General features: G+C 69.2%; 18 protein-coding genes. 15 read left to right on the top strand and 3 right to left on the bottom strand.

Annotated elements, in window-relative coordinates; translation table 11 throughout:
* The first annotated feature begins 147 nt into the window (after positions 1-147).
* Positions 148-1,035, top strand: coding sequence for a hypothetical protein (locus tag ACFW16_RS24310; protein ID WP_380309883.1), 888 nt, complete (start codon positions 148-150; stop codon positions 1,033-1,035).
* A gap of 4 nt (positions 1,036-1,039) precedes the next feature.
* Here the strand turns inward: ACFW16_RS24310 and ACFW16_RS24305 are convergent, their stop codons facing one another.
* Entirely contained in the window at positions 1,040-1,681 is a 642-nt protein-coding gene (locus ACFW16_RS24305) for a TetR/AcrR family transcriptional regulator (RefSeq protein ID WP_380309881.1), read from the bottom strand.
* A gap of 93 nt (positions 1,682-1,774) precedes the next feature.
* On the opposite strand from ACFW16_RS24305, the gene ACFW16_RS24300 reads away from it, so the two are divergent.
* Genes ACFW16_RS24300 through ACFW16_RS24290 form a run of 3 tightly spaced genes read left to right on the top strand, consistent with a single transcriptional unit; the run spans position 1,775 to position 4,719 of the window.
* Positions 1,775-2,779, top strand: coding sequence for an efflux RND transporter periplasmic adaptor subunit (locus ACFW16_RS24300; RefSeq protein ID WP_380309879.1), 1,005 nt, complete (start codon positions 1,775-1,777; stop codon positions 2,777-2,779).
* Positions 2,780-2,782: 3 nt separating this feature from the next.
* Positions 2,783-4,030 carry an ABC transporter permease gene (locus ACFW16_RS24295; RefSeq protein WP_380309877.1) on the top strand — a complete coding sequence of 416 codons (1,248 nt, stop codon included), beginning with the start codon at positions 2,783-2,785 and terminating at the stop codon, positions 4,028-4,030.
* A complete protein-coding gene (locus tag ACFW16_RS24290) occupies positions 4,027-4,719 on the top strand; it encodes an ABC transporter ATP-binding protein (protein WP_380309875.1) in 693 nt (230 codons plus the stop codon). Before ACFW16_RS24295 ends, ACFW16_RS24290 begins: the two co-directional genes overlap by 4 nt.
* Here ACFW16_RS24290 and ACFW16_RS24285 read toward each other — a convergent pair.
* A complete protein-coding gene (locus ACFW16_RS24285; RefSeq protein ID WP_380309873.1) occupies positions 4,671-5,612 on the bottom strand; it encodes a LysR family transcriptional regulator in 942 nt (313 codons plus the stop codon). The two genes, ACFW16_RS24290 and ACFW16_RS24285, sit on opposite strands and share 49 nt — an antisense overlap.
* A 99-nt stretch (positions 5,613-5,711) precedes the next feature.
* Here ACFW16_RS24285 and ACFW16_RS24280 point away from each other — a divergent pair, with 99 nt between their 5' ends.
* The 9 genes from ACFW16_RS24280 to mctP all read left to right on the top strand — a co-directional run bounded on the left by ACFW16_RS24280 (position 5,712) and on the right by mctP (position 16,159).
* The gene (locus ACFW16_RS24280; protein ID WP_380309871.1) at positions 5,712-6,599 is read left to right on the top strand and encodes an NmrA/HSCARG family protein; all 888 of its coding nucleotides are present in this window, start codon (positions 5,712-5,714) and stop codon (positions 6,597-6,599) included.
* Positions 6,600-6,717: 118 nt separating this feature from the next.
* On the top strand, positions 6,718-7,644 hold the full coding sequence (locus ACFW16_RS24275) for an ABC transporter ATP-binding protein (RefSeq protein ID WP_380309869.1): 927 nt from the start codon (positions 6,718-6,720) through the stop codon (positions 7,642-7,644).
* Entirely contained in the window at positions 7,641-8,402 is a 762-nt protein-coding gene (locus ACFW16_RS24270; RefSeq protein WP_380309867.1) for an ABC transporter permease, read from the top strand. Before ACFW16_RS24275 ends, ACFW16_RS24270 begins: the two co-directional genes overlap by 4 nt.
* A gap of 167 nt (positions 8,403-8,569) precedes the next feature.
* Positions 8,570-9,439 carry a hypothetical protein gene (locus tag ACFW16_RS24265; protein WP_380309865.1) on the top strand — a complete coding sequence of 290 codons (870 nt, stop codon included), beginning with the start codon at positions 8,570-8,572 and terminating at the stop codon, positions 9,437-9,439.
* Between the two features lie 740 nt (positions 9,440-10,179).
* The gene (locus ACFW16_RS24260; RefSeq protein ID WP_380309863.1) at positions 10,180-11,838 is read left to right on the top strand and encodes a tyrosinase family protein; all 1,659 of its coding nucleotides are present in this window, start codon (positions 10,180-10,182) and stop codon (positions 11,836-11,838) included.
* 4 nt (positions 11,839-11,842) lie between these two features.
* A complete protein-coding gene (locus tag ACFW16_RS24255; RefSeq protein WP_380309861.1) occupies positions 11,843-12,223 on the top strand; it encodes a hypothetical protein in 381 nt (126 codons plus the stop codon).
* A gap of 60 nt (positions 12,224-12,283) precedes the next feature.
* Positions 12,284-14,296 (top strand): multicopper oxidase family protein, encoded by a 2,013-nt coding sequence (locus tag ACFW16_RS24250; protein ID WP_380309859.1) that lies wholly within the window; start codon positions 12,284-12,286, stop codon positions 14,294-14,296.
* 185 nt (positions 14,297-14,481) lie between these two features.
* Positions 14,482-14,679, top strand: a complete 198-nt coding sequence (locus ACFW16_RS24245; protein ID WP_380309857.1) for a DUF3311 domain-containing protein — start codon at positions 14,482-14,484, stop codon at positions 14,677-14,679.
* Positions 14,669-16,159 carry a monocarboxylate uptake permease MctP gene (gene mctP, locus ACFW16_RS24240; protein WP_380309855.1) on the top strand — a complete coding sequence of 497 codons (1,491 nt, stop codon included), beginning with the start codon at positions 14,669-14,671 and terminating at the stop codon, positions 16,157-16,159. The genes ACFW16_RS24245 and mctP overlap by 11 nt, the downstream gene beginning before the upstream one ends.
* Before the next feature lie 144 nt (positions 16,160-16,303).
* Here the strand turns inward: mctP and ACFW16_RS24235 are convergent, their stop codons facing one another.
* Positions 16,304-16,807 carry a MarR family winged helix-turn-helix transcriptional regulator gene (locus ACFW16_RS24235; RefSeq protein ID WP_380309853.1) on the bottom strand — a complete coding sequence of 168 codons (504 nt, stop codon included), beginning with the start codon at positions 16,805-16,807 and terminating at the stop codon, positions 16,304-16,306.
* Positions 16,808-16,923: 116 nt separating this feature from the next.
* Between ACFW16_RS24235 and ACFW16_RS24230 the strand changes: the two genes are divergently transcribed.
* Positions 16,924-18,165, top strand: coding sequence for a dienelactone hydrolase family protein (locus ACFW16_RS24230; protein ID WP_380309851.1), 1,242 nt, complete (start codon positions 16,924-16,926; stop codon positions 18,163-18,165).
* Positions 18,166-18,263: 98 nt separating this feature from the next.
* Entirely contained in the window at positions 18,264-20,273 is a 2,010-nt protein-coding gene (locus tag ACFW16_RS24225; RefSeq protein WP_380309849.1) for a hypothetical protein, read from the top strand.
* Positions 20,274-20,278: the final 5 nt, after the last annotated feature.

The raw sequence follows: 20,278 nt of genomic DNA, 5'->3' as shown, positions 1-20,278 counted from the left end.
GGTGGGCTGGTATTTTTTTAAACGACACTGGGGCGGCCCCCCACATTCTACCCGCCCCGCTCACGCCCGCCAACCCCGGGCCCGCCGCGGCGCCGGCAATGCGCCGCGGCGGCCCTCCTTTTCTCCGGCCTGCTCCGGAAGGACCCCATGACCTCGTTCGACGAATTGCAGGCCCGCTTCGCCGCGGCCGAGCTGGCGGCGCTCGCGCACCCGGCCCCACGGGGCCGGGTGCTTCAGCCGGCCCTGCCGCTGCCGACCGGCGACGACCAGGCGCTGTGGTCGCTGTTCGACGCGATCCCGCTCGGCTCGCCGATCTACGCGGCCTCCGGCACTCGGTTCTTCACCGCCTATGCCGCGCTGATCGGCGCGCTGGTCGCGGGGACGAACCCGCTCGACCCGATCGCCGCGGCCAAGCGGCGGCTCACCGCCTGGGGGGCCAGGCCGCCCGACTGGAGCATCGGCTGCGCCGGCCTGCTGAAGCTGCTGGGATCCGCCCCGTCCCTGGCCTTCCCCTTCACCAGCACGGCGGTGCCGGAACCCGGCTTCTGGGGGCTGTGGGCCAAGAGCCCCACGGCCGGCGGGCCGAGCGCGCAGTTCGCGTCCGGCGACGTCTCCGCCGACCTCTCCTTCGCCCATGCCCTGAGCTTCGCGCCGAGGCCGGGGGACTGGTACGTGTCCTCCGCCCTCGCCCTGGCCTATGCGACCCGGAGCGGCCCGCCCTGGCCGGGCGGTTCCGACGTGACCTGGGACTCGACCTTCGGGCCGGACGGCACGATGCCGCGCGTCCTGGCCGGGCTGAGCGTGGTGGCGGCGATCGATGCCCGATCCGCCTCGACCGCCGTCTTCGGCCCGGCCGACCAGGCGCTGATCCGGTCGAACGCAGCCCTCGGGCTGTGGCCCTACTACCTCGACGGTCCGGGCACGAGCGTCGGCTTCGACGGGGCGGGCCGGATCGCGATCAGGACCACCAGCGGGCCGAAACAGCCGGTGGCCGTCGCCGCCACCGTCCTGACCGCGGGCGAGTATCTGGGCTGAGCCGCTATTGCTTCCCCGGCTCGGCCAGTCCCAGCTGCTGCAGCAGCCGGCCGAGATAGTCCCGCAGATCCTCCGCGGTCGGCGGCGCCGGGTCGATCAGCAGGCGGTGCAGCATGGCACCGCCCATCATGTCCTGCAGCATGGCGGTGTCGGCCGAGGCCGGCAGCTCGCCGCGCGCCTTGGCCCGCTCCAGCAGCACGCCGAAGGCCTCGCGCCGCGGCCGCAGATAGGTCTCCCAATAGATCGCCATCAGCCGCGGATGGCTCTGCACCGACCCGATCAGCCGGGCCAGCAGCTTGCGGTTCCCCTCACTCGCCATCAGCTCGGCGCCCTGCTCCATCATCAGGCGCAGCGTCGGGCCCAGCGGCATCTCGGCGAAGTTGCGGAAGTCGGTGACGCCCATGTCGCGCTCGGCATCCTCGCGCACGCGGCCGATCGCCTGGGCCAGCAGCTCCTCCTTGGACGACCAGCGCCGGTAGATCGTGGTCTTGCCGACCCCGGCGCGCCTGGCGATGCGCTCGATGCTCGCGCCCTCGACGCCATGGTCCAGGAACAGCGCCAGCGCCGCCTTCAGGATCGCCTCCTCCGCCGCCCGGCTGCGCGGCCGCCCCGGCGCCCGTCGATCCCCTGTTTTCGCCGCCGTCACATCGAGCCCTCCGAGCCTTCTCTCGAATCATATATCGAAACGATACTGTTTCGTATATATATTCTCGCCGACTCGCCGCCGTCGGAGCCGCAGTTGAAGACCGTCCGCATCCTGTCCGCCGTCCTGGTGCTCGCGCTGATCGCCGGCGCCGCCGCCTGGCTGTTCGGCCGCCCCGCCGCGGTCGCGACCGTTGCGCCCAGGCGCGGCGAGGCGGCGCAGATCGTCTACGCCACCGGCGTGATCGAGCCGCGCGTCTGGGCCAAGGTGACGCCGCTGATCCAGGAGCGGATCACGGCCCTGTGCGATTGCGAGGGCGAGCCGGTCGAGCCCGGCGCAGAGCTGGCCCGGCTGGACAGCCGCGAGGCCGAGGCGACGCTGGCCGAGCTGAAGGCGCGGCAGAAGCTGGCGGCGGCCGAGCACGACCGGCAGATGGTCCTGGCCGGCCGCAATGTCGCCAGCGTCCAGACGCTGGACCAGGCGCGCAGCGAGCTGTCGCGGCTGGACGCGATGATCGCCGGCCAGACCGCCAAGCTGGAGAACTACGTCCTGCGCGCGCCGATGCGTGGCCTGGTGCTGCGCAAGGACGGCGAGGTCGGCGAGATCGTCGACCCCGGCACCATCCTGTTCTGGGTCGGCGAGCCGAAGCCGCTCTGGGTCATCGCCGACGTCAACGAGGAGGACATCCCCCTGGTCGCGGTCGGGCAGACGGCGCTGCTGCGCGCCGACGCCTTCCCGGGCCGGGCGCTGCCGGCCACGGTCGACAGCATCACGCCGAAGGGCGACCCGGTGGCCAAGACCTATCGCGTGCGCCTGGCCCTGCCGGACGACACGCCGGTCAGGATCGGCATGACGGTCGACGTCAACATCGTCAACCGGACGGTGCCGAACGCCCTGCTCGTTCCCACCGAGGCAGTCAACGGCGACGCCGTCTTCATGGTCGACGGCGACGGCCGGGCCCGGCGCCGGACGATCGCGGCCGGCATCCGCGGCATCCGCGACATCGAGGTGGTGTCCGGCCTGGCCGAGGGCGACCGTGTGATCACCCCCTTCCCCGAGGCGCTGGCCGACGGCGCCCGGGTGGCGCCGGAGGAAAGCTGAGCCATGCGGCTGCTGCTCGACCTCGCCGTCACCCATATCATCGGCCGCGGCCGGCAGACCCTGGTCGCGATCCTGGGCACGGCCCTTGGAGTCGGCTTCTCGATCGCCATGGCGGCGCTGATGCAGGGCGGCGAGGACGATTTCGTCGCCCAGCTGATCGACACCATGCCGCATGTCCAGATCACCGACGAGCGCCGCACCGCGGCGCGCCAGCCGGCCGAGGACGAATTCGACGCGGTCGCGATCGCCGGCCTGAGGCCGCGGGACGACCGGCGCGGCATCCTGAACCCGACCGCGGCCGTGGCGGCGCTGAGCGCCTGGATCCCCGGAAAGATGTCGAAGAGCCTGAAGACCCAGGGCGTGGTCCGCTATGCCGGGCAGGACATCGGCATCAGCATCTTCGGCGTCGAGCCGCGGCAGGAGGCGCGCGTCTCCTCGATCGCCCAGGATTTCCGCCAGGGCAGCTTCGACTCGCTGATCGCCGGCGGCAACAACATCGTGGTCGGGGACAGCCTGGCGAAGCGGCTGGGCGCCGATCTCGGCACCACCGTCACCCTGGTCTCCGCCACCGGCCAGAGCCGCGCGGTCAAGATCGTCGGCCTGTTCCACACCGGCGTCACCGCCCGCGACGAGGGCGAGGGCTATGTCCTGCTGAAGATCGCGCAGATCCTGAGCGAGCGGCCGAACGCCATCAACGAGATCCGGCTGAAGCTGGACGATGCGGCCGCGGCGCCGGCGGTGGCCAGGCGGGTGGAGGCGCAGATCGGCTACAAGGCGGTGGCCTGGCAGGAGGCGAACGAATCCCTGCTGGAGGCCTTCGTCATCCGCAACATCATCATGTACACGGTGGTCGGCGCCATCCTGCTGGTGGCCGGCTTCGGCATCTTCAACATCGTCTCGACCATCACCCATGAGAAGGCGCGCGACATCGCCATCCTGAAGTCGCTCGGCTTCGAGGCGCGGGACATGCGCCGGCTGTTCCTGCTGGAGGGGCTGACGCTCGGCCTCGCCGGGTCGCTGGTCGGCTGGCTGCTGGGCTTCGCCCTGTGCTTTGCCCTGTCGCAGGTGGAGCTGCACCTGTCCGGCGCCAATATCGGGCGCGAGATCACCAGGCTGCCGCTGACCTGGAGCCCCTGGCACTACCTGATCGCCGCCGGCTTCGCCCTGGCCGCCGCCGGGATCGCCGGCTACCTGCCCGCGCGCCAGGCGGCGAAGCTGAACCCGGTCGACATCATCCGGGGGGCGACATGAGCCCGCTGATCGAGGCGAAGGGGCTGACCCGGGTGCTGCCGGAGACGGTGCCGGTGACGCTGGTCAAGGACGTGTCGCTGGCGATCGGCGAGCGCGAGCTGGTCGCGGTCACCGGCCCTTCCGGCTCCGGCAAGTCGTCGCTGCTGTACCTGCTCGGCCTGCTCGACCGGCAGACGGGCGGGAGCTTGAGCATCGCCGGGCAGGAGGCGGCGGCGCTGAACGAGCGCGGCCGGGCCCGGCTGCGGCTGGAATCGATCGGCTTCGTCTTCCAGTTCCATTTCCTGCTGCCGGAGTTCACGGCGCGCGAGAATATCGAGATCCCGATGCGCAAGCTCGGCCGCCTCGGCGCCCGCGAGATGCGCGAGCGGGCGGACGCGCTGCTCGATTCCCTCGGCCTCGCCGACCATCGCGGCAAGCGGCCGGACCAGCTGTCCGGCGGCCAGCGCCAGCGCGTGGCGGTGGCCCGGTCCCTGGCCAACGACCCGCCGCTGCTGCTGGCCGACGAGCCGACCGGCAGCCTCGATTCCCATAGCTCGGAGCAGGTCTTCGCCATCCTCTCGGCCCTGGTGCGCGAGCGCGGCAAGACGGTGGTGGCGGTGACCCACGACGTCGATCTGGCGGCCCGGATGGACCGACGGATTCATCTGGTCGACGGCGCGGTGACGAGCGATGAGCGGACGGGCGGCTGACCACCAGCTTCTCTAGCCCGCATTCGCTCGGCGGCAAGCTCTATGAAGGCCTTCACCAGGGGCGAGAGGTGCCGGCTGCTGGGATAGACCACATGGATGCCGCCGGCGGCCGTCGTGTAGTCGGCCAGCACGCGGAGCAGCCGTCCGTCCCGGATCCGGGCCTCGGCGATGCCGGACGGCAGCAGGGCGATGCCGTGGCCCGCGATCGAGCCGGCGGCCACCACCTGCATCTCGTTCGCGGCGAAGCGCCCGGACACCGTGACCGTCTCCTGGCCCTGCGGTCCCTCCAGCACCCATGAAGCGCCGGCCGCCGACCGGCCCGCGATGACGCAGTCATGGCCGGCGAGGTCCGCCGGCGAGGCCGGCGTGCCGCGTCGCGCGAGATAATCCGGGCTGGCGCACAGGACCCGGTGCGTGGAGCCGAGCCTGCGGGCGATCAGCGTGGAATCGGGAAGAACCCCGGTCCGGAAGGCGAGGTCGATTCCGGTCTCGATCAGGTTCAGCCTGTCATCCGTCAGCAGGAGCTCGACCCTGGTCTTCGGATACGCCGCCAGGAAGTCGAGCACCGTGGCGGTCAGGTAGCCGCCGAAGCCGACGGGAGCCGAGATCCGGATCGTCCCGGACGGCTCCGCCCGCGCCTCCGCCAGGCGCCGGTTCGCCTCCTCGACGGTCCGCAGCGCCTGGCCGGCCTGCTCGTAATAGAGGCGCCCGGCATCGGTCAGGCCGAGGCTGCGCGTCGTCCGCTGCAGCAACCGCACCCCGACCGCCCGCTCGAGCGCGGCGACGCGGCGGCTGACCGTCGTCTTGGGCATGCCGAGCAGCCGCGCGGCGGCGGTGAAGCTGCCGGCCTCGACGACGCGGGCGAACACGAGGACGTCGTTGAGGTCGAGCATTATATCCAGAGGTGAGACGACGTTTTCCAATTATCCACCATAATGGACCAATGTGCGAGCCCCCAACTCTGCTCCGTCGGAAACAGAAGGAGCTGACACATGACAATCCAACGAAACGTGCTGGTGACCGGCGCCACGGGCCAGCAGGGCGGCTCGGTCGCGCATGCGCTGCTGACCAGGGGGCATCGGGTGCGGGCGCTGACCCGCAAGCCGGACGGCGAGGCCGCACGCCGGCTGGCGTCGGCCGGGGCCGACGTCGTGGCCGGCGACCTCGCCGATCCGGCCTCCGTGCAGAATGCCGCCCAGGGCGTCGACACGATGTTCCTGATGACCAACACCTACGAAGCCGGGCCGGAAGAGGAAACCCGGCAGGGGATCCTGGCCGCCGATGCGGCGAAGGCGGCCGGCATCGGGCATCTGATCTACTCTTCCGTCGCCAGCGCCGACAGGCAGACCGGCGTCCCGCATTTCGAGAGCAAGCATCTCGTCGAACAGCACATTGCCGGGCTCGGCCTCCCCTACACCGTCAGCGCGCCGGTCGCGTTCATGGAGAACGCCGTCGCGCCGTGGTCGGTCGAGGGGCTGCGCCAGGGGACGCATGCCTTCGCGATGCCGCCCGGACGCGCCCTGCAGCTGGTCGCGGTGGCCGATATCGGGGCCTTCGTCGCCGTGCTGGCGGAGCGGCGCGAGCAGGTGTTCGGCCGGCGCTTCGACATCGCCGGGGACGAATTGCCCGGCGAGGAGCAGGCGAGAATCCTGTCGCAGGCCATCGGCCGCCCGATCGGCTATCAGGAGATCCCGGTCGCCGTGATGCGCCAGCAGAGCGAGGATGCGGCGCTGATGTTCGAGTGGTTCGACCGGGTCGGCTATTCGGCCGATATCGCCGCGTTGCGGCGCGATTTCCCCGAGGTCGGCTGGCACGGCTATGCGGACTGGGCGCGCACGTTCGACTGGAGCGTTCTCGATCGGCCGCTTTCACCAGCCTGAGCTCCGAGCGGTCGATGACAATCCGGGCGGAGGCGGATGGGCGGCAGCCGTCCGCCTCCGCGTTCCGGGCTCACAAACCCGCATCGAATCACCCGCCGCATCGGCTAAGGTCGCCACCATGCTGCCGATCATCACCGTCTCGAACCTGTCGAAGACCTATGCCTCCGGCTTCCAGGCGCTGAAAGGCGTCGACCTGGAGATCCGGCGCGGCGAGATCTTCGCCCTGCTCGGCCCCAACGGCGCCGGAAAGACCACGCTGATCAACATCGTCTGCGGCATCGTCCGGCCGGGCGGCGGGACGGTGTCGGTGGACGGCCACGACATCGTCGCCGACTACCGCGCCGCCCGCTCCCGCATCGGCCTGGTGCCACAGGAGCTGACGACCGACGCCTTCACCACCGTCTGGGCCACCGCCAGCCTCAGCCGCGGGCTGTTCGGCAAGCCGGCGAACCCGGCCCATATCGAGAAGGTCCTGCGCGACCTGTCGCTGTGGGACAAGAAGGACAGCAAGATCATGACGCTGTCCGGCGGCATGAAGCGCCGGGTGCTGATCGCCAAGGCGCTGGCGCATGAGCCGCAGATCCTGTTCCTGGACGAGCCGACGGCGGGGGTGGACGTCGAGCTGCGGCAGGATATGTGGCGGCTGGTCCGCACGCTGCGGGACCGGGGCGTGACCATCATCCTGACCACCCACTACATCGACGAGGCCGAGGAGATGGCCGACCGGATCGGGGTGATCCGCAAGGGCGAGATCATCCTGGTCGAGGACAAGGCCGAGCTGATGCGCAAGCTCGGCAGGAAGCAGCTGACCTTGCAGCTGCAGGCGCCGCTGGACAGCCTGCCCGAGGCGCTGGCCGCGCATCAGCTGTCGCTGTCGGCCGACGGCGCCGAGCTGGTCTATACCTACGACACCCAGGGCGAGCGCACCGGCATCACCGCGGTGATGCAGGCCCTCGCCGATGCCGGAATCCGGTTCAGGGACCTCCGCACGAGCCAGAGCTCGCTGGAGGAGATCTTCGTCAGCCTAGTGAGCGAACGGCGATGAACCTCTACGCGATCCGCGCGATCTACCTGTCGGAGATGGCGCGCACCGGCCGCACCCTGATGCAGAGCATCCTGTCGCCGGTGATCTCGACCTCGCTGTACTTCGTGGTCTTCGGCGCGGCCCTGGGCTCGCGCATCGAGGAGATCCACGGGGTCAGCTACGGCGCCTTCATCGTGCCGGGGCTGATCATGCTGTCGCTGCTGACCCAGAGCATCTCCAACGCGTCGATCGGCATCTACTTCCCGAAATTCATCGGCACGATCTACGAGCTGCTGTCGGCACCGGTCTCCTACCTCGAGATCGTCGTCGCCTATGTCGGGGCGGCCGCCACCAAGTCGATCGTCCTCGGCGTGATCATCCTGGCCACGGCCGGGCTGTTCGTGCCGCTGCAGGTCCTCCATCCATTCTGGATGCTGCTGTTCCTGGTGCTGACGGCCGTCACCTTCAGCCTGTTCGGCTTCATCATCGGCATCTGGGCCGACGGGTTCGAGAAGCTGCAGCTGGTGCCGCTCCTGATCATCACGCCGCTGACCTTCCTCGGCGGCAGCTTCTATTCGATCTCGATGCTGCCGCCCTTCTGGCAGACCGTGGCGCTGTTCAACCCCGTGGTCTACCTGATCAGCGGCTTCCGCTGGAGCTTCTACGGGATCGCCGACGTCAACGTCGCGGTGAGCCTCGGCATGACCCTGGCCTTCCTGGCGGCCTGCCTGGCCGTCGTGGCCTGGATCTTCCGGACCGGGTATCGGCTGAAGAGCTAGAGCGGAGCGAGGTCGGATCATTTCATTCGGCCGGGCTGAGAGGATGTCGAGCGGCGAGCCGCCTGCGCATCTGCCGGAGGCCAGACCGTGCAGCCCTTTCGGCTCCCCCAACCCGTAAACACAATGTTCATTGCGCGGGGCTGCGCGACTCGTTCATGATATGTTCCATGAAGGAGATCCCTGCCGATTTCAACGTCCAGGCCTATGGCCGCGGCTGCGCGCTGCAGCAGTGCGAGATGCTCTCGCGCCTGGCCGAGATCGGCATGCAGCTGGCCGAGGCCGCCGGCGCCCGCGCCCTCGCCGCCCAGGCGGCGGAGGCCCAGCCTGCGGCCACCGATACTCCGGCCCCGGCGGAGGCTCCGTCGGCCCCGGCCGGAGACCCCGGCCTCGCCTTCGCCCGCTACGCCCATCTGGTGCGCCAGACCCTGGCCCAGCGCGCCCGCGCCGTGAAGGACCTCTGCGCCGACGACCAGGACCGGTCCGCCGAGCGCGAGGCCGGCCGCCCGGCCCGCCGCGACCGCCACCGCGACGAGGTCGAGCACGTCATGAAGTGCATGATCTGGGACGAGGTCGAGGATTTCGGCCGCGCCGAGGTCCTGGTCGACGAGCTCGAGGAGCGGATCGAGGACCTCTACCAGGACGAGGCGGCCCGGGTCGAGGACCGGCCGGTCGGCGCGGTGATGTCCGGGCTGGCCTGCGGCCTCGGCCTGTCCGAGGAGTGGTCCCGCTGGGGCGCCCTCGGCTGGCCGGCCACGCCGCGCCCGGCCCGGCCTTCCGGCGGCCCGACTGCGATCGGGGCCGAGCGGGCCCGGCGCCGGGATGCGGTCGCCGCCGCCATGGAGCGGGCCTTCGCCGAGGTCCGCGATCCGACCCGGGTGCCGGGGCTTGAGGCCGGGCTCGCGGTCCGGCTGCAGGAGCCGGACGTGATCGGGTGGCTCGACACCGAAACCACCGCCACCGTCGCCGACCGCCTCTGCCGCTCCCTCGGCCTCGGCCTCTATGTCGACGACCCAAAGCCCGCACCCGACAGCAGCTGAGCGCGATTTCGGGTCGGATCACACCAGCGGCCTTTGAGATCGACTCTGCGGTTCCTTTCCGTCATGGCGAGGCGCGAAGCGTCCCTTTTGAGTTTAGAAGGGCCATCCGTCGGCATCACGAAATCGGCGCCGGCGCCGAATCCGTGCGCCGGTGGCGATCGCGGTGATCGGGGGCTGGTCTCCTCGACCGCGCTCAGCCTGGTCGATGCGCCGGTGCTCTACACCGTGATGGACGACCTGCAGCGCCGCCTGCCACGCCGGCCGGCGTCGAGCCGCCGGACAGAGACCTTTCGATAAATTAGATACGCTATTGCTACAAATTTATGCCGAACAATATAATTTGCAATTCGCTCTTGCGCCACGAATAATGATGCATACAGGGATCTGGAGAGATGGAATAATATCCCGCCGAAAAAGATATGGTCGCCTAGAACTGATTCATCATCGAAATTACGAATAAATAAATTTTTTTAGGCACTTGCAGGAGATTCCATAGACTCAAGAATTCTCACAGCAGATGAATCTCAGAAGATCGAAATGACTCTATAGTAAATATAAAACCAAGAGATTATCCTTATACGTTTGATATGTTTTTATGTCATGATATCGGTGAGCACCCATAAATTGGATTTCCTTCCAATACACTTTCACAATACAGAACAACATCTTCATTATGTCATATTTTTCGGGAGGCCGACATGGATCGATCGGATTTCCATTTATCGCGCCGCGATGTCCTGGTGGCAGCCGCTGTCGCGGCCGGCGCCGCGGCAGTGCCGCTCACACCGGCGCGGGCAGCGGCCAAATACACCCGTCCGAATGTCACCAGCGCTGCCGGGAAGAGGATGCTGGGCATTTACGCCAGGGGCGTGGAGGCGATGCTGAACCAGCCGGCGGACCACCCGCACAACTGGTTCCGCAACGCCTTCGTCCACATGATGGACTGCCCGCACGGCAACTGGTGGTTCTATGTCTGGCATCGCGGCTACATCGGATATTTCGAGCAGACCATCCGCACCGTGACCAACGATGCCAGCTTCGTGCTGCCCTATTGGGACTGGACCGAGCTGCCGCGGATCCCGGACGGGATGTTCGACGACTTCCTGACGCCGACGAGCGCGCCCTTCCTGCCCTATACCGGCAGCGTGGCGGCGTTCACCCGTTTCATGAAGCCGGCCCTGACCGAGTATTGGAAAGGCCTCTCGGCCGACCAGCTCACGCAGCAGGCCAAGCGGGGCTACAACACCGTCGACGATGTCTGGAAGGACATCCTCGGCTACACCCTGATCCCCTGCGATCCGCCCAAGCCGGTCCCCGATGTCGTGCCGATCGCCCAGAACCAGGCGTTCGTGATCACCGGCGGCGCGCGCTACCTGACGCGCGACAATCCGAAGCTGGACGGCAAGACCGCCGCCAATGTCCTGCTGAGCAAGATCCTCGCGGGGCTCTCGCCCAAGGGCTTCAACGTCACCAACAAGGCCGGCGACACCGACCCCGTCAAGAGCTTCACCAGCTCGCAGACGCCGTCGCACCACGTCCCGCCGCCCCGGTCGACCGTCTTCTCCACGCTCGAAGGGTTCCCGCACAACAAGGTGCACAACTACATCGGCGGGTACGGCTCCCTCGGGGAGAAGGAGCTGCAGCCGGGCCCGTTCGGCAACATGACCAACAACCTGTCGCCGGTCGACCCGGTGTTCTTCCTGCACCACGCCAATATGGACCGGCTGTGGGACGTCTGGACGCGGAAGCAGTTGGCGATGGGCCTGTCCCCCGACCCCTCCGACGCGGACAGCGACAGATACCTCAATGAGCCGTTCCTGTTCTTCATCGACGGCCAGGGCAACCCCGTCCCGGACGGCAAGGCCGAGGACTACTTCAAAACGACCCCGTTCGAATACGACTACGAGCCGGGGTCGGGCGAAGAGATCATCCCGAAGACGGCCTTGGTGTCGAGCGCCGAATCCCTGCCGCCGATCCACAGCGCCGTGGCCGCCGATGTCGCGACGGTCACCGTGCCGCGGGCGGCGGTGCAAAGCCATCTCGCCGCCGGCGGGGCGCAGCCGCTGGTCGCGGCGATGACGCTGACCCGGCCGATGGATCCGGCGGGGCCGCGCGAATTCGACGTCCTCGTCAACGCCCCCGAGGGCGTCGCCGAGGTCTCGGCCGACAGCCCCTACTATGCCGGCACCTTCGCCCTGTTCGGCGCGCCGATGCCGGGCATGCACGGGCATGGGGGCATGGACCTGACCTTCTCGGTGCCGCTGCCCCAGACGCTGCAGGCCTTCACGGCCCTGGCCGCGGGGGCGGACGCGACGCTGAAGATCAAGGTGGTGCCGTCGAATGGACAGGACAAGAAAGCCCTCGCGCTCAAGGCCGTCTCGCTGGCGACGCCGTCGTAGGGCGGTGCTGTGCCTCGCCGCCGCGGTCCTCGGATGGCTCGCCGTCCCGGCCCTCGGGGGCGAGAGCGTGGCGGCGCAGGAGCGGATTCTGGCCCTGCCCCGCCCGCTGCAGCCGGACGAGATCGCCTGGCTCGTGGTCGAGGTCGGCCCGATCGGACGCCGCGAGGTCACCGTATTGACGGCGGCGGGCGAGATCATCGGCGTGATCTCGCCCTTCGGCCCGCGCGCCGGGCTGCAGGCCGGGACCTACGCGCTGCCCCTGCCGGCGGAGGCGATCGAGGACGGCCGCGTCGTCGTCCTGCTGACCATCACCCAGGACGGGGGGCCGGAGCGCGACCCGACCGCCGCGGAGGTTCCGCGCGTGACGGTGCGCATCGGCCCCTGACCGGCCGACCTTTCCGGACGGAGTCTTCAATCCCGATAGTCGAACCTTTTGGAGGTGGATATGGCAGTCGAACCCAAAGTCCCCATCGGACGCCTTCTGCTGGCCGGCCTGGCCCTGGCCGCCTTCGGCACGGTTCCGGCCGCGGCGCAGGTCGCGGAGCGGTTGATCACCAACCCCCGGGTCCTCGGCGAGGGGATCGCGCCGGCGAGCCTGACGCCGTCGGTCCGGGCGGTGCCGCATGAGAAGGTGCTGGATCTCAACATCGTCTATACCGACGGGGAGATCTACAACCCGGCGACGGACAGCTACGACAAGGTCCGGCTGCGCAGCTACAACGGCACGGATGTCAACCCGGACATCCCTTACGTCTCGCCGACGATCGAGGTCGTGCCGGGCGACACGATCTACGTCAACCTGCACAACCAGCTGCCGGAGGACCCGAGCTGCTTGGCAGGGCATCACTCAGGCCGGGACTTCGACGTCAACGCGCCGCACTGCTTCAACGGCACGAACCTGCACACCCACGGCCTGTGGGTGAATCCGGCGGGCAACGGCGACAATGTGCTGCTGTCGATCAACCCCGGCGTCAAGTTCGAGTATGAGTACAAGATCCCGAGCGGGCATCCGGCGGGGACCTTCTGGTATCACACCCATCGCCACGGCTCGACCGCGCTGCAGGTCTCCAGCGGCATGGCCGGAGCGCTGATCATCCGCGGCAGCCGGCTCCCCACCCAGGAGAAGCCAAGCGATCTCGACACGCTGCTGCAGGGCCTGGAGGACCGGGTGATGGTGTTCCAGCAGATCCAGTACGCCTGCCGCGAGCCCTCGGTGGATGGCAAGCTGGGGAAGATTAAGTACGGTGACGACGGCAAGACCTACCGCTGCGACCCCGCCGACGGCGACAGACCCGCCGATGTCGGCAGCATCGAAGGCTACGACCAGTTGTCAAAGTGGCCCGAGTCGGGACGGTACACCTCCATCAACGGCGTCGTCCTCCCGACCATCCCGGCCACGCAGGGACAGATCCAGCGCTGGCGGATGATCCATGGCGGCGTGCGCGACACGATCAGCCTCAGGATCGTGAAGATGCAATCCTCGGCCAGGGTCCCCGCGACCCTGAGCCAGGAGGAGGCCCAGACCTTCATCCAGGAATCCTGCAGCGGCTCGGGCATTTCCCATTTCCGGGTCGCGGCGGACGGGCTGACCATAGCGCAGGCGCAGGCCTCGAACGTCACGGTCTTCCAGCCCGGCTACCGCTGGGATGCGCTGACGGTGTTTCCGGAGGCGGGCAAGTACTGCCTGATCGACACATCCTCCCCGGCGGCGGGGTCGGTCAACGGCGACACCCCCAACCCATCGCTGCTCGGCTTCGTGGATGTCGAGCCGGGCACGCCGGTCCCGAACCTCTCCCAATATGTCGTCAATACCCTGGTGGCCCAGGCCGAAGCCAAGATGCCCGCCGATATTGCGCCGGTGGTCGTCGCCGACCTCAAGGCCGGCCTCAAGCTGTCCAAGTTCGTCCCCCATGAGGACATTGCGGAGAGCGACGTCAAGGGCAAGCAGGAGCTGACCTTCAACATCAGGACCGTGGACGAAAAGACCGCCTTCCAAGTCAGCAGCACCGCGAGCGGCGACGATGCGAAATCCTATGACCCCAGGGATCCGCCCCGAGAGCTCAAGCTCGGCAGCGTGGACGAATGGACGCTCCATTCGGCACGGAGCGGCCACCCGTTCCACATCCACGTCAATCCCTTCCAGGTCGTCTCGATCCTCGATAAGAACGGCAAGGACGTGAGCGCCCCGGGGGCCGACGATGCGTCCGATCCGCAATATCCGGGCCTGAAAGGCGTGTGGAAGGACACGCTCTGGGTCAAGCAGGACTATAAGATCACGGTGCGGACCCGGTACGAACGCTATATCGGCGCGTTCGTGCTGCATTGCCATATCCTCGATCACGAGGACAAAGGCATGATGCAGAACGTCGCGATCGTGCTGCCCGACGGGGATATCACGGCGGTGGCCGAGGGGGCGGCGCCGCTCCAGCTCCAGGGTCACTCGCACCCGAAGCCCTGAGCGGGCCGGCTGCAGCGCCTGCGGCCCCGGGCCCGGTGCCCGTCTGCCGCAGGCGCGCGGCTTTTGCCGGGTCGCGTTTCCGCACCGGCAATGCCGCCATGAGCTAATTCCGGTTAACATGTCCAGGGACGATGGCAGGGTGGCCGCAATCGGGCCGGGGTAGGCCCGCGACGGAAGGATTTGCCATGCCTGAGCGTTCCCGGCGGCCCGTGCTGTGGCTGCTGCTCCTGCCCTATGTCGGGCTCCTGTGGGTGCCGTTCTACAACGCGCGGCAGCCGGAGATCCTGGGCTTCCCGTTCTTCTACTGGTACCAGTTCGCCTGGGTGCCGCTGACCGCGCTGATCATCTGGATCGCCTATCGGAGCGTGCGCCATGACGACTGAGCTGGATGTCGTCGCCCTCGCCGTCTTCGCCTTCTTCTTCATCCTGGTCACCGTCATGGGCTTCATGGCCGCCCGCTGGAAGCGGGGCGAGACGCTGGCCCATATCGACGAATGGGGGCTGGGCGGCCGGAAATTCGGCACCTGGGTCACCTGGTTCCTGGTCGGCGGCGACTTCTACACCGCCTACACCGTGATCGCGGTGCCGGCGCTGGTCTACGCCGTCGGCGCCTACGGCTTCTTCGCCCTGCCCTATACCATCATCGTCTATCCCTTCGTCTTCCTGGTGATGCCGAAGCTGTGGAAGCGGGCGAAGCAGCACGGCTACGTCACCGCCGGCGACGTGGTGTTCGGCCAGTACGGCTCGCGCGGGCTGGAGCTGGCGGTGGCGATCACCGGCGTCCTTGCCGTGATGCCCTATATCGCGCTGCAGCTGGTCGGCATGGCCGCGGTGATCAAGGCGCTGGGGCTGCATGGCGAGGGTTTGGCCGGCGAGGTGCCGCTGGCGATCGCCTTCATCATCCTGGCGCTCTACACCTATTCCGCCGGGCTGCGGGCGCCGGCGCTGATCGCCTTCGTCAAGGACATCATGATCTACATCGCGGTGCTGGCCGCGGTGGCGCTGATCCCGTGGGAGCTGGGCGGCTACGGCGCCGTGTTCCAGGCGGCCGACCAGGCCTTCCAGGCCAAGGGCGCCGGCGGTCTGCTGCTCGGCGACAGCCAGATGGTCGCCTATGCCACGCTGGCGCTGGGCTCGGCCCTGGCCGCCTTCATGTATCCGCACACCCTGACCGGCATCTTCGCCTCGGCCAGCGCCAACACCATCCGCAAGAACGCGGCGCTCCTGCCGGCCTACACCCTGCTGCTCGGCCTCCTGGCCCTGCTCGGCTATATGGGCCATGCCGCCCACCTCAACGTCGCCAGCCCGAACGACGTGGTGCCGGCGCTGTTCCAGACCCTGTTCCCGAGCTGGTTCGCCGGCTTCGCCTTCGCCGCCATCGCCATCGGCGCGCTGGTGCCGGCGGCGGTGATGAGCATCGGCGCCGCCAACCTGTTCACACGCAACTTCTGGAAGGCCTATGTCGACCCCGGCGTCAGCCATGCCGGCGAGGCGCAGGTGGCCAAGATCACCTCGCTGGTGGTCAAGGTCGGCGCGCTCCTGGTGATCGTGTTCCTGCCGACCCAGTTCGCGCTCGACCTGCAGCTGCTCGGCGGCGTCTGGATCCTGCAGACCCTGCCGGCGCTGGTGTTCGGCCTCTATGTCGGCTGGTTCCGCGCGCCCGCCCTGCTGGCCGGCTGGGCGGTCGGCTTCTTCGGCGGCAGCTGGGTGGTGTGGAGCGACGGGCTGAAGCCGCTGCACGCGCTGAGCTTCGGCGGCGGCACGGTCACGGTCTATGCCGGCCTTCTGGCGCTGGCAGCCAACATCCTGGTCGCGGTCGTGGTCAATCTGGCCGTCGCCCCCCGGGTGGCACGGACGGCCTGAGGCAGACGGCCGAAGGGCCGATAGGAGGCGCGCTGGCGTGAGTCGGCTGGCGGTGGTTTCGAGAACCGGAGCGCAGCGCACTTTGGGTGCGTGAGCACCGGAAGCGCAGAAACCGCCGTCAGACGGCCGCGCCAGTAGCGGCTCCTACTCGGCCCGGCCTCGCCCCCATGGGCGGGTGGCTTCGGCGACCGAGGCCTTGGTGCGGCCGAGCAGTTCCATCAGCCGCTCGATCTCGCCGGTCTCGAGGCCGGCCGTCATCTCGGCCACCCAGTCGCCATGCGCCGCGGCCATGGCGGCGAACTGGCGCTCGCCCTCCTCGGTCAGGCGGATGACATGCTTGCGCCGGTCTTCCCGCGACTGCTCGCGCGCCACCAGCCCGCCTTCGACCAGCCGCTCGACCAGCCCGGTCATGTTGCCGTTCGACACCATCAGCCGCTGGCTCAGCTCGCCCAGGGTCAGCCCCTGGCGCATCTTGTACAGCTGCGCCATCAGGTCGAAGCGCGGCAGGGTGGTGTCGAAGCTCTCGGCCAGGCGCCGCCTGACCTCGCGCTCGATCATGGTGGTGCAGGTCAAGAGCCGCAGCCACAGCCGCAGCTCGACGCGGTGGTCCTTGGGCCGGTCGGCGACCGCGGTCTCGGCATCGATCATTCTGCGTCAGTCCTGAACACGGCCGGTGGCCACCCGATCTGCTTTAAGTTTAAACTATAGCCGCGGACGGCGCCCCAAAGAAGGGTGCCCCTGCCGGAGCCAGCGAGGATCGATCGATGACCAGCAGATGGGTCGACATCACGGCCGATGACGGCGGCCGGTTCCAGGGCTATCTCGCCGTGCCGGCCAGCGGTTCCGGCCCCGGCATCCTGCTGCTGCAGGAGATCTTCGGCGTCAACGCGCATCTCCGGGCGGTGGCCGACCTCTACGCCGAGGAAGGCTATGTGGTGCTGGCGCCGGACCTGTTCTGGCGGCTGGAGCCGAAGGTCGACCTCGGCTACGACGAGGCGGACGTGGCCCGCGCCCGCGACCTGCTGGGCCGCCTCGACATCGACCGCGCCGCGGCCGATTGCGGCGCCGCCCTGGCGACGCTGCGGCGCCTGCCGGAATGCCGCGGCAAGGTCGGCGCGCTGGGCTTCTGCCTGGGCGGGCGCCTGGCCTATCTGACCGCCGCGCGCCACCATGTCGATGCTGCCGTGAGCTATTACGGCACCGGGCTGGAGCCGCTGCTGGGCGAGGCCGACGCGATCCGCTGCCCGATGGTGTTCCATTGCCCGGAGAAGGACCGCCACCTGCCGCCGGCGGTGCGCGACGCCATCGCCGACGCCTTCGCCGGCCGCGACGACGTGCAGATCTTCGTCTATCCGGGCGCGGACCACGGCTTCAACGTGCCGGACCGGGCGGCCTATGACAAACCGGCCTCGCTGATGGCTCATTCCCGCAGCCTGGCCGTGTTCCGCCGGGCGCTGGGGCCGCATTACGACCTGCCGGCGCTGTGGGAGCGGCATACGGAGCTGGAATTCGCCACTCGCGACGCCCGCGCCACCATGGCGACGATGGTGGCCGAGCCCTACGTCAACCACATCCCGACTATGACCGGCGGCGTGGGCCAAGCGGACCTGTACCGCTTCTACGCCAACCACTTCATCCCGAAGACGCCGGCCGACACGAAGCTGGTCCCGATCAGCCACACCGTCGGCGTCGACCGGCTGGTCGACGAGATGCTGTTCTGCTTCACCCACGACGTCGAGATCGACTGGATGCTGCCCGGCATCCCGCCCACCGGCCGTTATGTCGAGATTCCGCTGGTCGCAATCGTCCGCTTCCGCGGCGACAGGCTGTACAACGAGCACATCTACTGGGACCAGGCCTCGGTGCTGGTCCAGATCGGCCTGCTGGATCCGAAGGGCCTGCCGGTCGCCGGAATCGAGACGGCGAAGAAGCTGGTCGACGAGAGCCTGCCGTCCAACACCCTGATGGCCCGCTGGGCGGACAGCGCGCCGGACCGGAAGGCGTAGCCGGAATCGACCGACCCCGGAACGATCGGCATCGACAGCGGGGCCGGTTTCGATGAGGATGGTGCGACCAAGGGGGATTTCTCGAACCGTCATTTCAGATGCGCATTCATGGTTTCGTGCTGGGGCTCCTGCTGGCATCGCCGGCGGCCCTGGCCTCCCCGTCGCCCTTCGTATCCGCGGGGCCGGATCCTTCCGACGACATCCTGGCCATCACCGCGACGGGCCCCGAGGCGGTGCAGCGAGGCCTGCGCCTGGCCGCCGAGTCCGGGGATGCCGAGGCGCAGCTGCGGCTCGGCTATCGCTACGAGGCCGGTGACGGCGTCGACCGGGACCTCGCCGAGGCGGTCCGCTGGTACCGGATGGCCGCCGAGCAGGGCAGCGCCCAGGGCCAGGCCTATCTCGGCGACATGTACCGGGACGGCGCCGGGGTCGCCCGGGACGACATCGAGGCCGTGCGCTGGTACCGGCTGTCGGCGGCCCAGGGCTACGACCGCGGCCAGACCTATCTCGGCTACATGTATCAGGACGGGCGCGGCGTGGAGCGGAGCGAGGCCGCGGCGGTGCGCCTCTACCGCCTGGCCGCCGAGCAGGGCTATGCCCCGGCCCAGGTCAGCCTCGGCTACATGTCCGAGAACGGCCGCGGCACGCCCCCGGACACCGCCGCCGCGGCCTATTGGTACGGCCGCGCCGCCGAGGCCGGATCCGCCGCCGGCCGGCGCCTGCTGGGCAACCTGTACACGTCCGGCCGCGGGGTGCCGCGCAACGATGCCGAGGCGGTGCGCCTCTACCGGCTGGCCGCGGAGCAGGGCAATGCCGAGGCCCGGACCAATCTCGGCTGGATGTACGAGGTCGGGCGCGGCGTGGCCGAGGACCAGGCCGAGGCCGTCCGCCAGTATCGCCTTGCCGCCGAGCAGGGGCTGGCCCGGGCGCAGACCAACCTGGCCTTCATGTATGACAGCGGCCACGGCGTGGCCCAGGATGCGGCCGAGGCGGTGCGCTGGTACCGGCGGGCGGCGGCCCAGGGCTATGCGCGCGCGGAGGCCGAGCTCGGCGCCATGTACAATGACGGCCGCGGCGTGGCCGAGGACGACGCCAAGGCGATGCGCTGGTACCGCCTGGCCGCGAAGCAGGGCTATGCCGAGGCCCAGAACGCCGTCGGCATCCTCTACGACACGGGACAGGGCGTGGCGGAGGACGACGCCGAGGCCGTGCGCTGGTACCGGCTGGCCGCCGATCAGGGCTACGACCATGCCCGGAGCAACCTCGCCTGGATGTACGAGCACGGCCGCGGCGTGGCGAAGGACGAGGCCGAGGCCGCCCGCCTGTACCGCCTCGCCGCCGATCAGGGCCTGGCGCGGGCCCGGACCGATCTCGGCGACCTCTATCGCGACGGCCGGGGCGTGCCCAGGGACGACGCCGAGGCGGTGCGCTGGTATCGCCTGGCCGCGGAGCAGGGCTACGCCCGCGCCGAGGCCAATCTCGGCTGGATGCACGAGCATGGCCGCGGCGTGGCCGAGGATGATGCCGAGGCGCTGCGCTGGTACCGCCGCTCGGCCGACCGGGGCTATGCCTATTCCCAGGTCAATCTCGGCCGGATGTACGAGGAGGGCCGTGGCACGGCGCAAAACGACGTCAAGGCGCTGCGCCTCTATCGCCTCGCCGCCGACCAGGACGATGCGCGGGGCGCCTATCATCTGGGGCGCCACTTCAAGACCGGGCGCGGCGTCGCCCAGGACGATGCCGAGGCGCTGCGCTGGTTCCGGATCGCCGCCGAGAAGGGGGATGCGGAGGCGCAGAACGAGCTGGGCATCGCCTACGAGACGGGCCGGGGCGTGCTGCGCGACGAGATCGAGGCGGTGATCTGGTTCGCCCGTTCGCTGGCGGAGCAGGACGATGCGCCCCGATACGCGGCCGCCCTGCTGGGCGCCCGGTCGCCGACGGCCAAGGTCGCGGCGGCGCTGCGGCTGCTGGCGGCGCTGGGCTATGCCTCCGACGATGCCGCCGCGGCCTTCCGCCAGGCCGAGGGGCTGCCGATGTCCGACGACGTCGACGACGCCCTGCTGATCGCCCTGGCGCGGAAGGCGCGGAGCTCCGGCCATGGGTCCTGAGAGCG

This window comes from Inquilinus sp. NPDC058860 (assembly GCF_042743185.1).
Classification (GTDB): Bacteria; Pseudomonadota; Alphaproteobacteria; order DSM-16000; family Inquilinaceae; genus Inquilinus.
The sequence above is the reverse complement of the archived record's forward strand: the minus strand, read 5'-3'. Positions and strand labels throughout refer to the sequence as shown.

Bases quoted from the DNA above. Each gene is read 5' to 3' on its own strand.
- ACFW16_RS24265 (WP_380309865.1), top strand. From the start codon at position 8,570: ATGAAGGAGATCCCTGCCGATTTCAACGTCCAGGCCTATGGCCGCGGC.
- ACFW16_RS24250 (WP_380309859.1), top strand. From the start codon at position 12,284: ATGGCAGTCGAACCCAAAGTCCCCATCGGACGCCTTCTGCTGGCCGGC.
- ACFW16_RS24275 (WP_380309869.1), top strand. From the start codon at position 6,718: ATGCTGCCGATCATCACCGTCTCGAACCTGTCGAAGACCTATGCCTCC.
- ACFW16_RS24230 (WP_380309851.1), top strand. From the start codon at position 16,924: ATGACCAGCAGATGGGTCGACATCACGGCCGATGACGGCGGCCGGTTC.
- ACFW16_RS24235 (WP_380309853.1), bottom strand. From the start codon at position 16,807: ATGATCGATGCCGAGACCGCGGTCGCCGACCGGCCCAAGGACCACCGC.
- ACFW16_RS24285 (WP_380309873.1), bottom strand. From the start codon at position 5,612: ATGCTCGACCTCAACGACGTCCTCGTGTTCGCCCGCGTCGTCGAGGCC.
- ACFW16_RS24225 (WP_380309849.1), top strand. From the start codon at position 18,264: ATGCGCATTCATGGTTTCGTGCTGGGGCTCCTGCTGGCATCGCCGGCG.
- ACFW16_RS24290 (WP_380309875.1), top strand. From the start codon at position 4,027: ATGAGCCCGCTGATCGAGGCGAAGGGGCTGACCCGGGTGCTGCCGGAG.
- ACFW16_RS24270 (WP_380309867.1), top strand. From the start codon at position 7,641: ATGAACCTCTACGCGATCCGCGCGATCTACCTGTCGGAGATGGCGCGC.
- ACFW16_RS24245 (WP_380309857.1), top strand. From the start codon at position 14,482: ATGCCTGAGCGTTCCCGGCGGCCCGTGCTGTGGCTGCTGCTCCTGCCC.
- ACFW16_RS24280 (WP_380309871.1), top strand. From the start codon at position 5,712: ATGACAATCCAACGAAACGTGCTGGTGACCGGCGCCACGGGCCAGCAG.
- ACFW16_RS24295 (WP_380309877.1), top strand. From the start codon at position 2,783: ATGCGGCTGCTGCTCGACCTCGCCGTCACCCATATCATCGGCCGCGGC.
- ACFW16_RS24310 (WP_380309883.1), top strand. From the start codon at position 148: ATGACCTCGTTCGACGAATTGCAGGCCCGCTTCGCCGCGGCCGAGCTG.
- mctP (WP_380309855.1), top strand. From the start codon at position 14,669: ATGACGACTGAGCTGGATGTCGTCGCCCTCGCCGTCTTCGCCTTCTTC.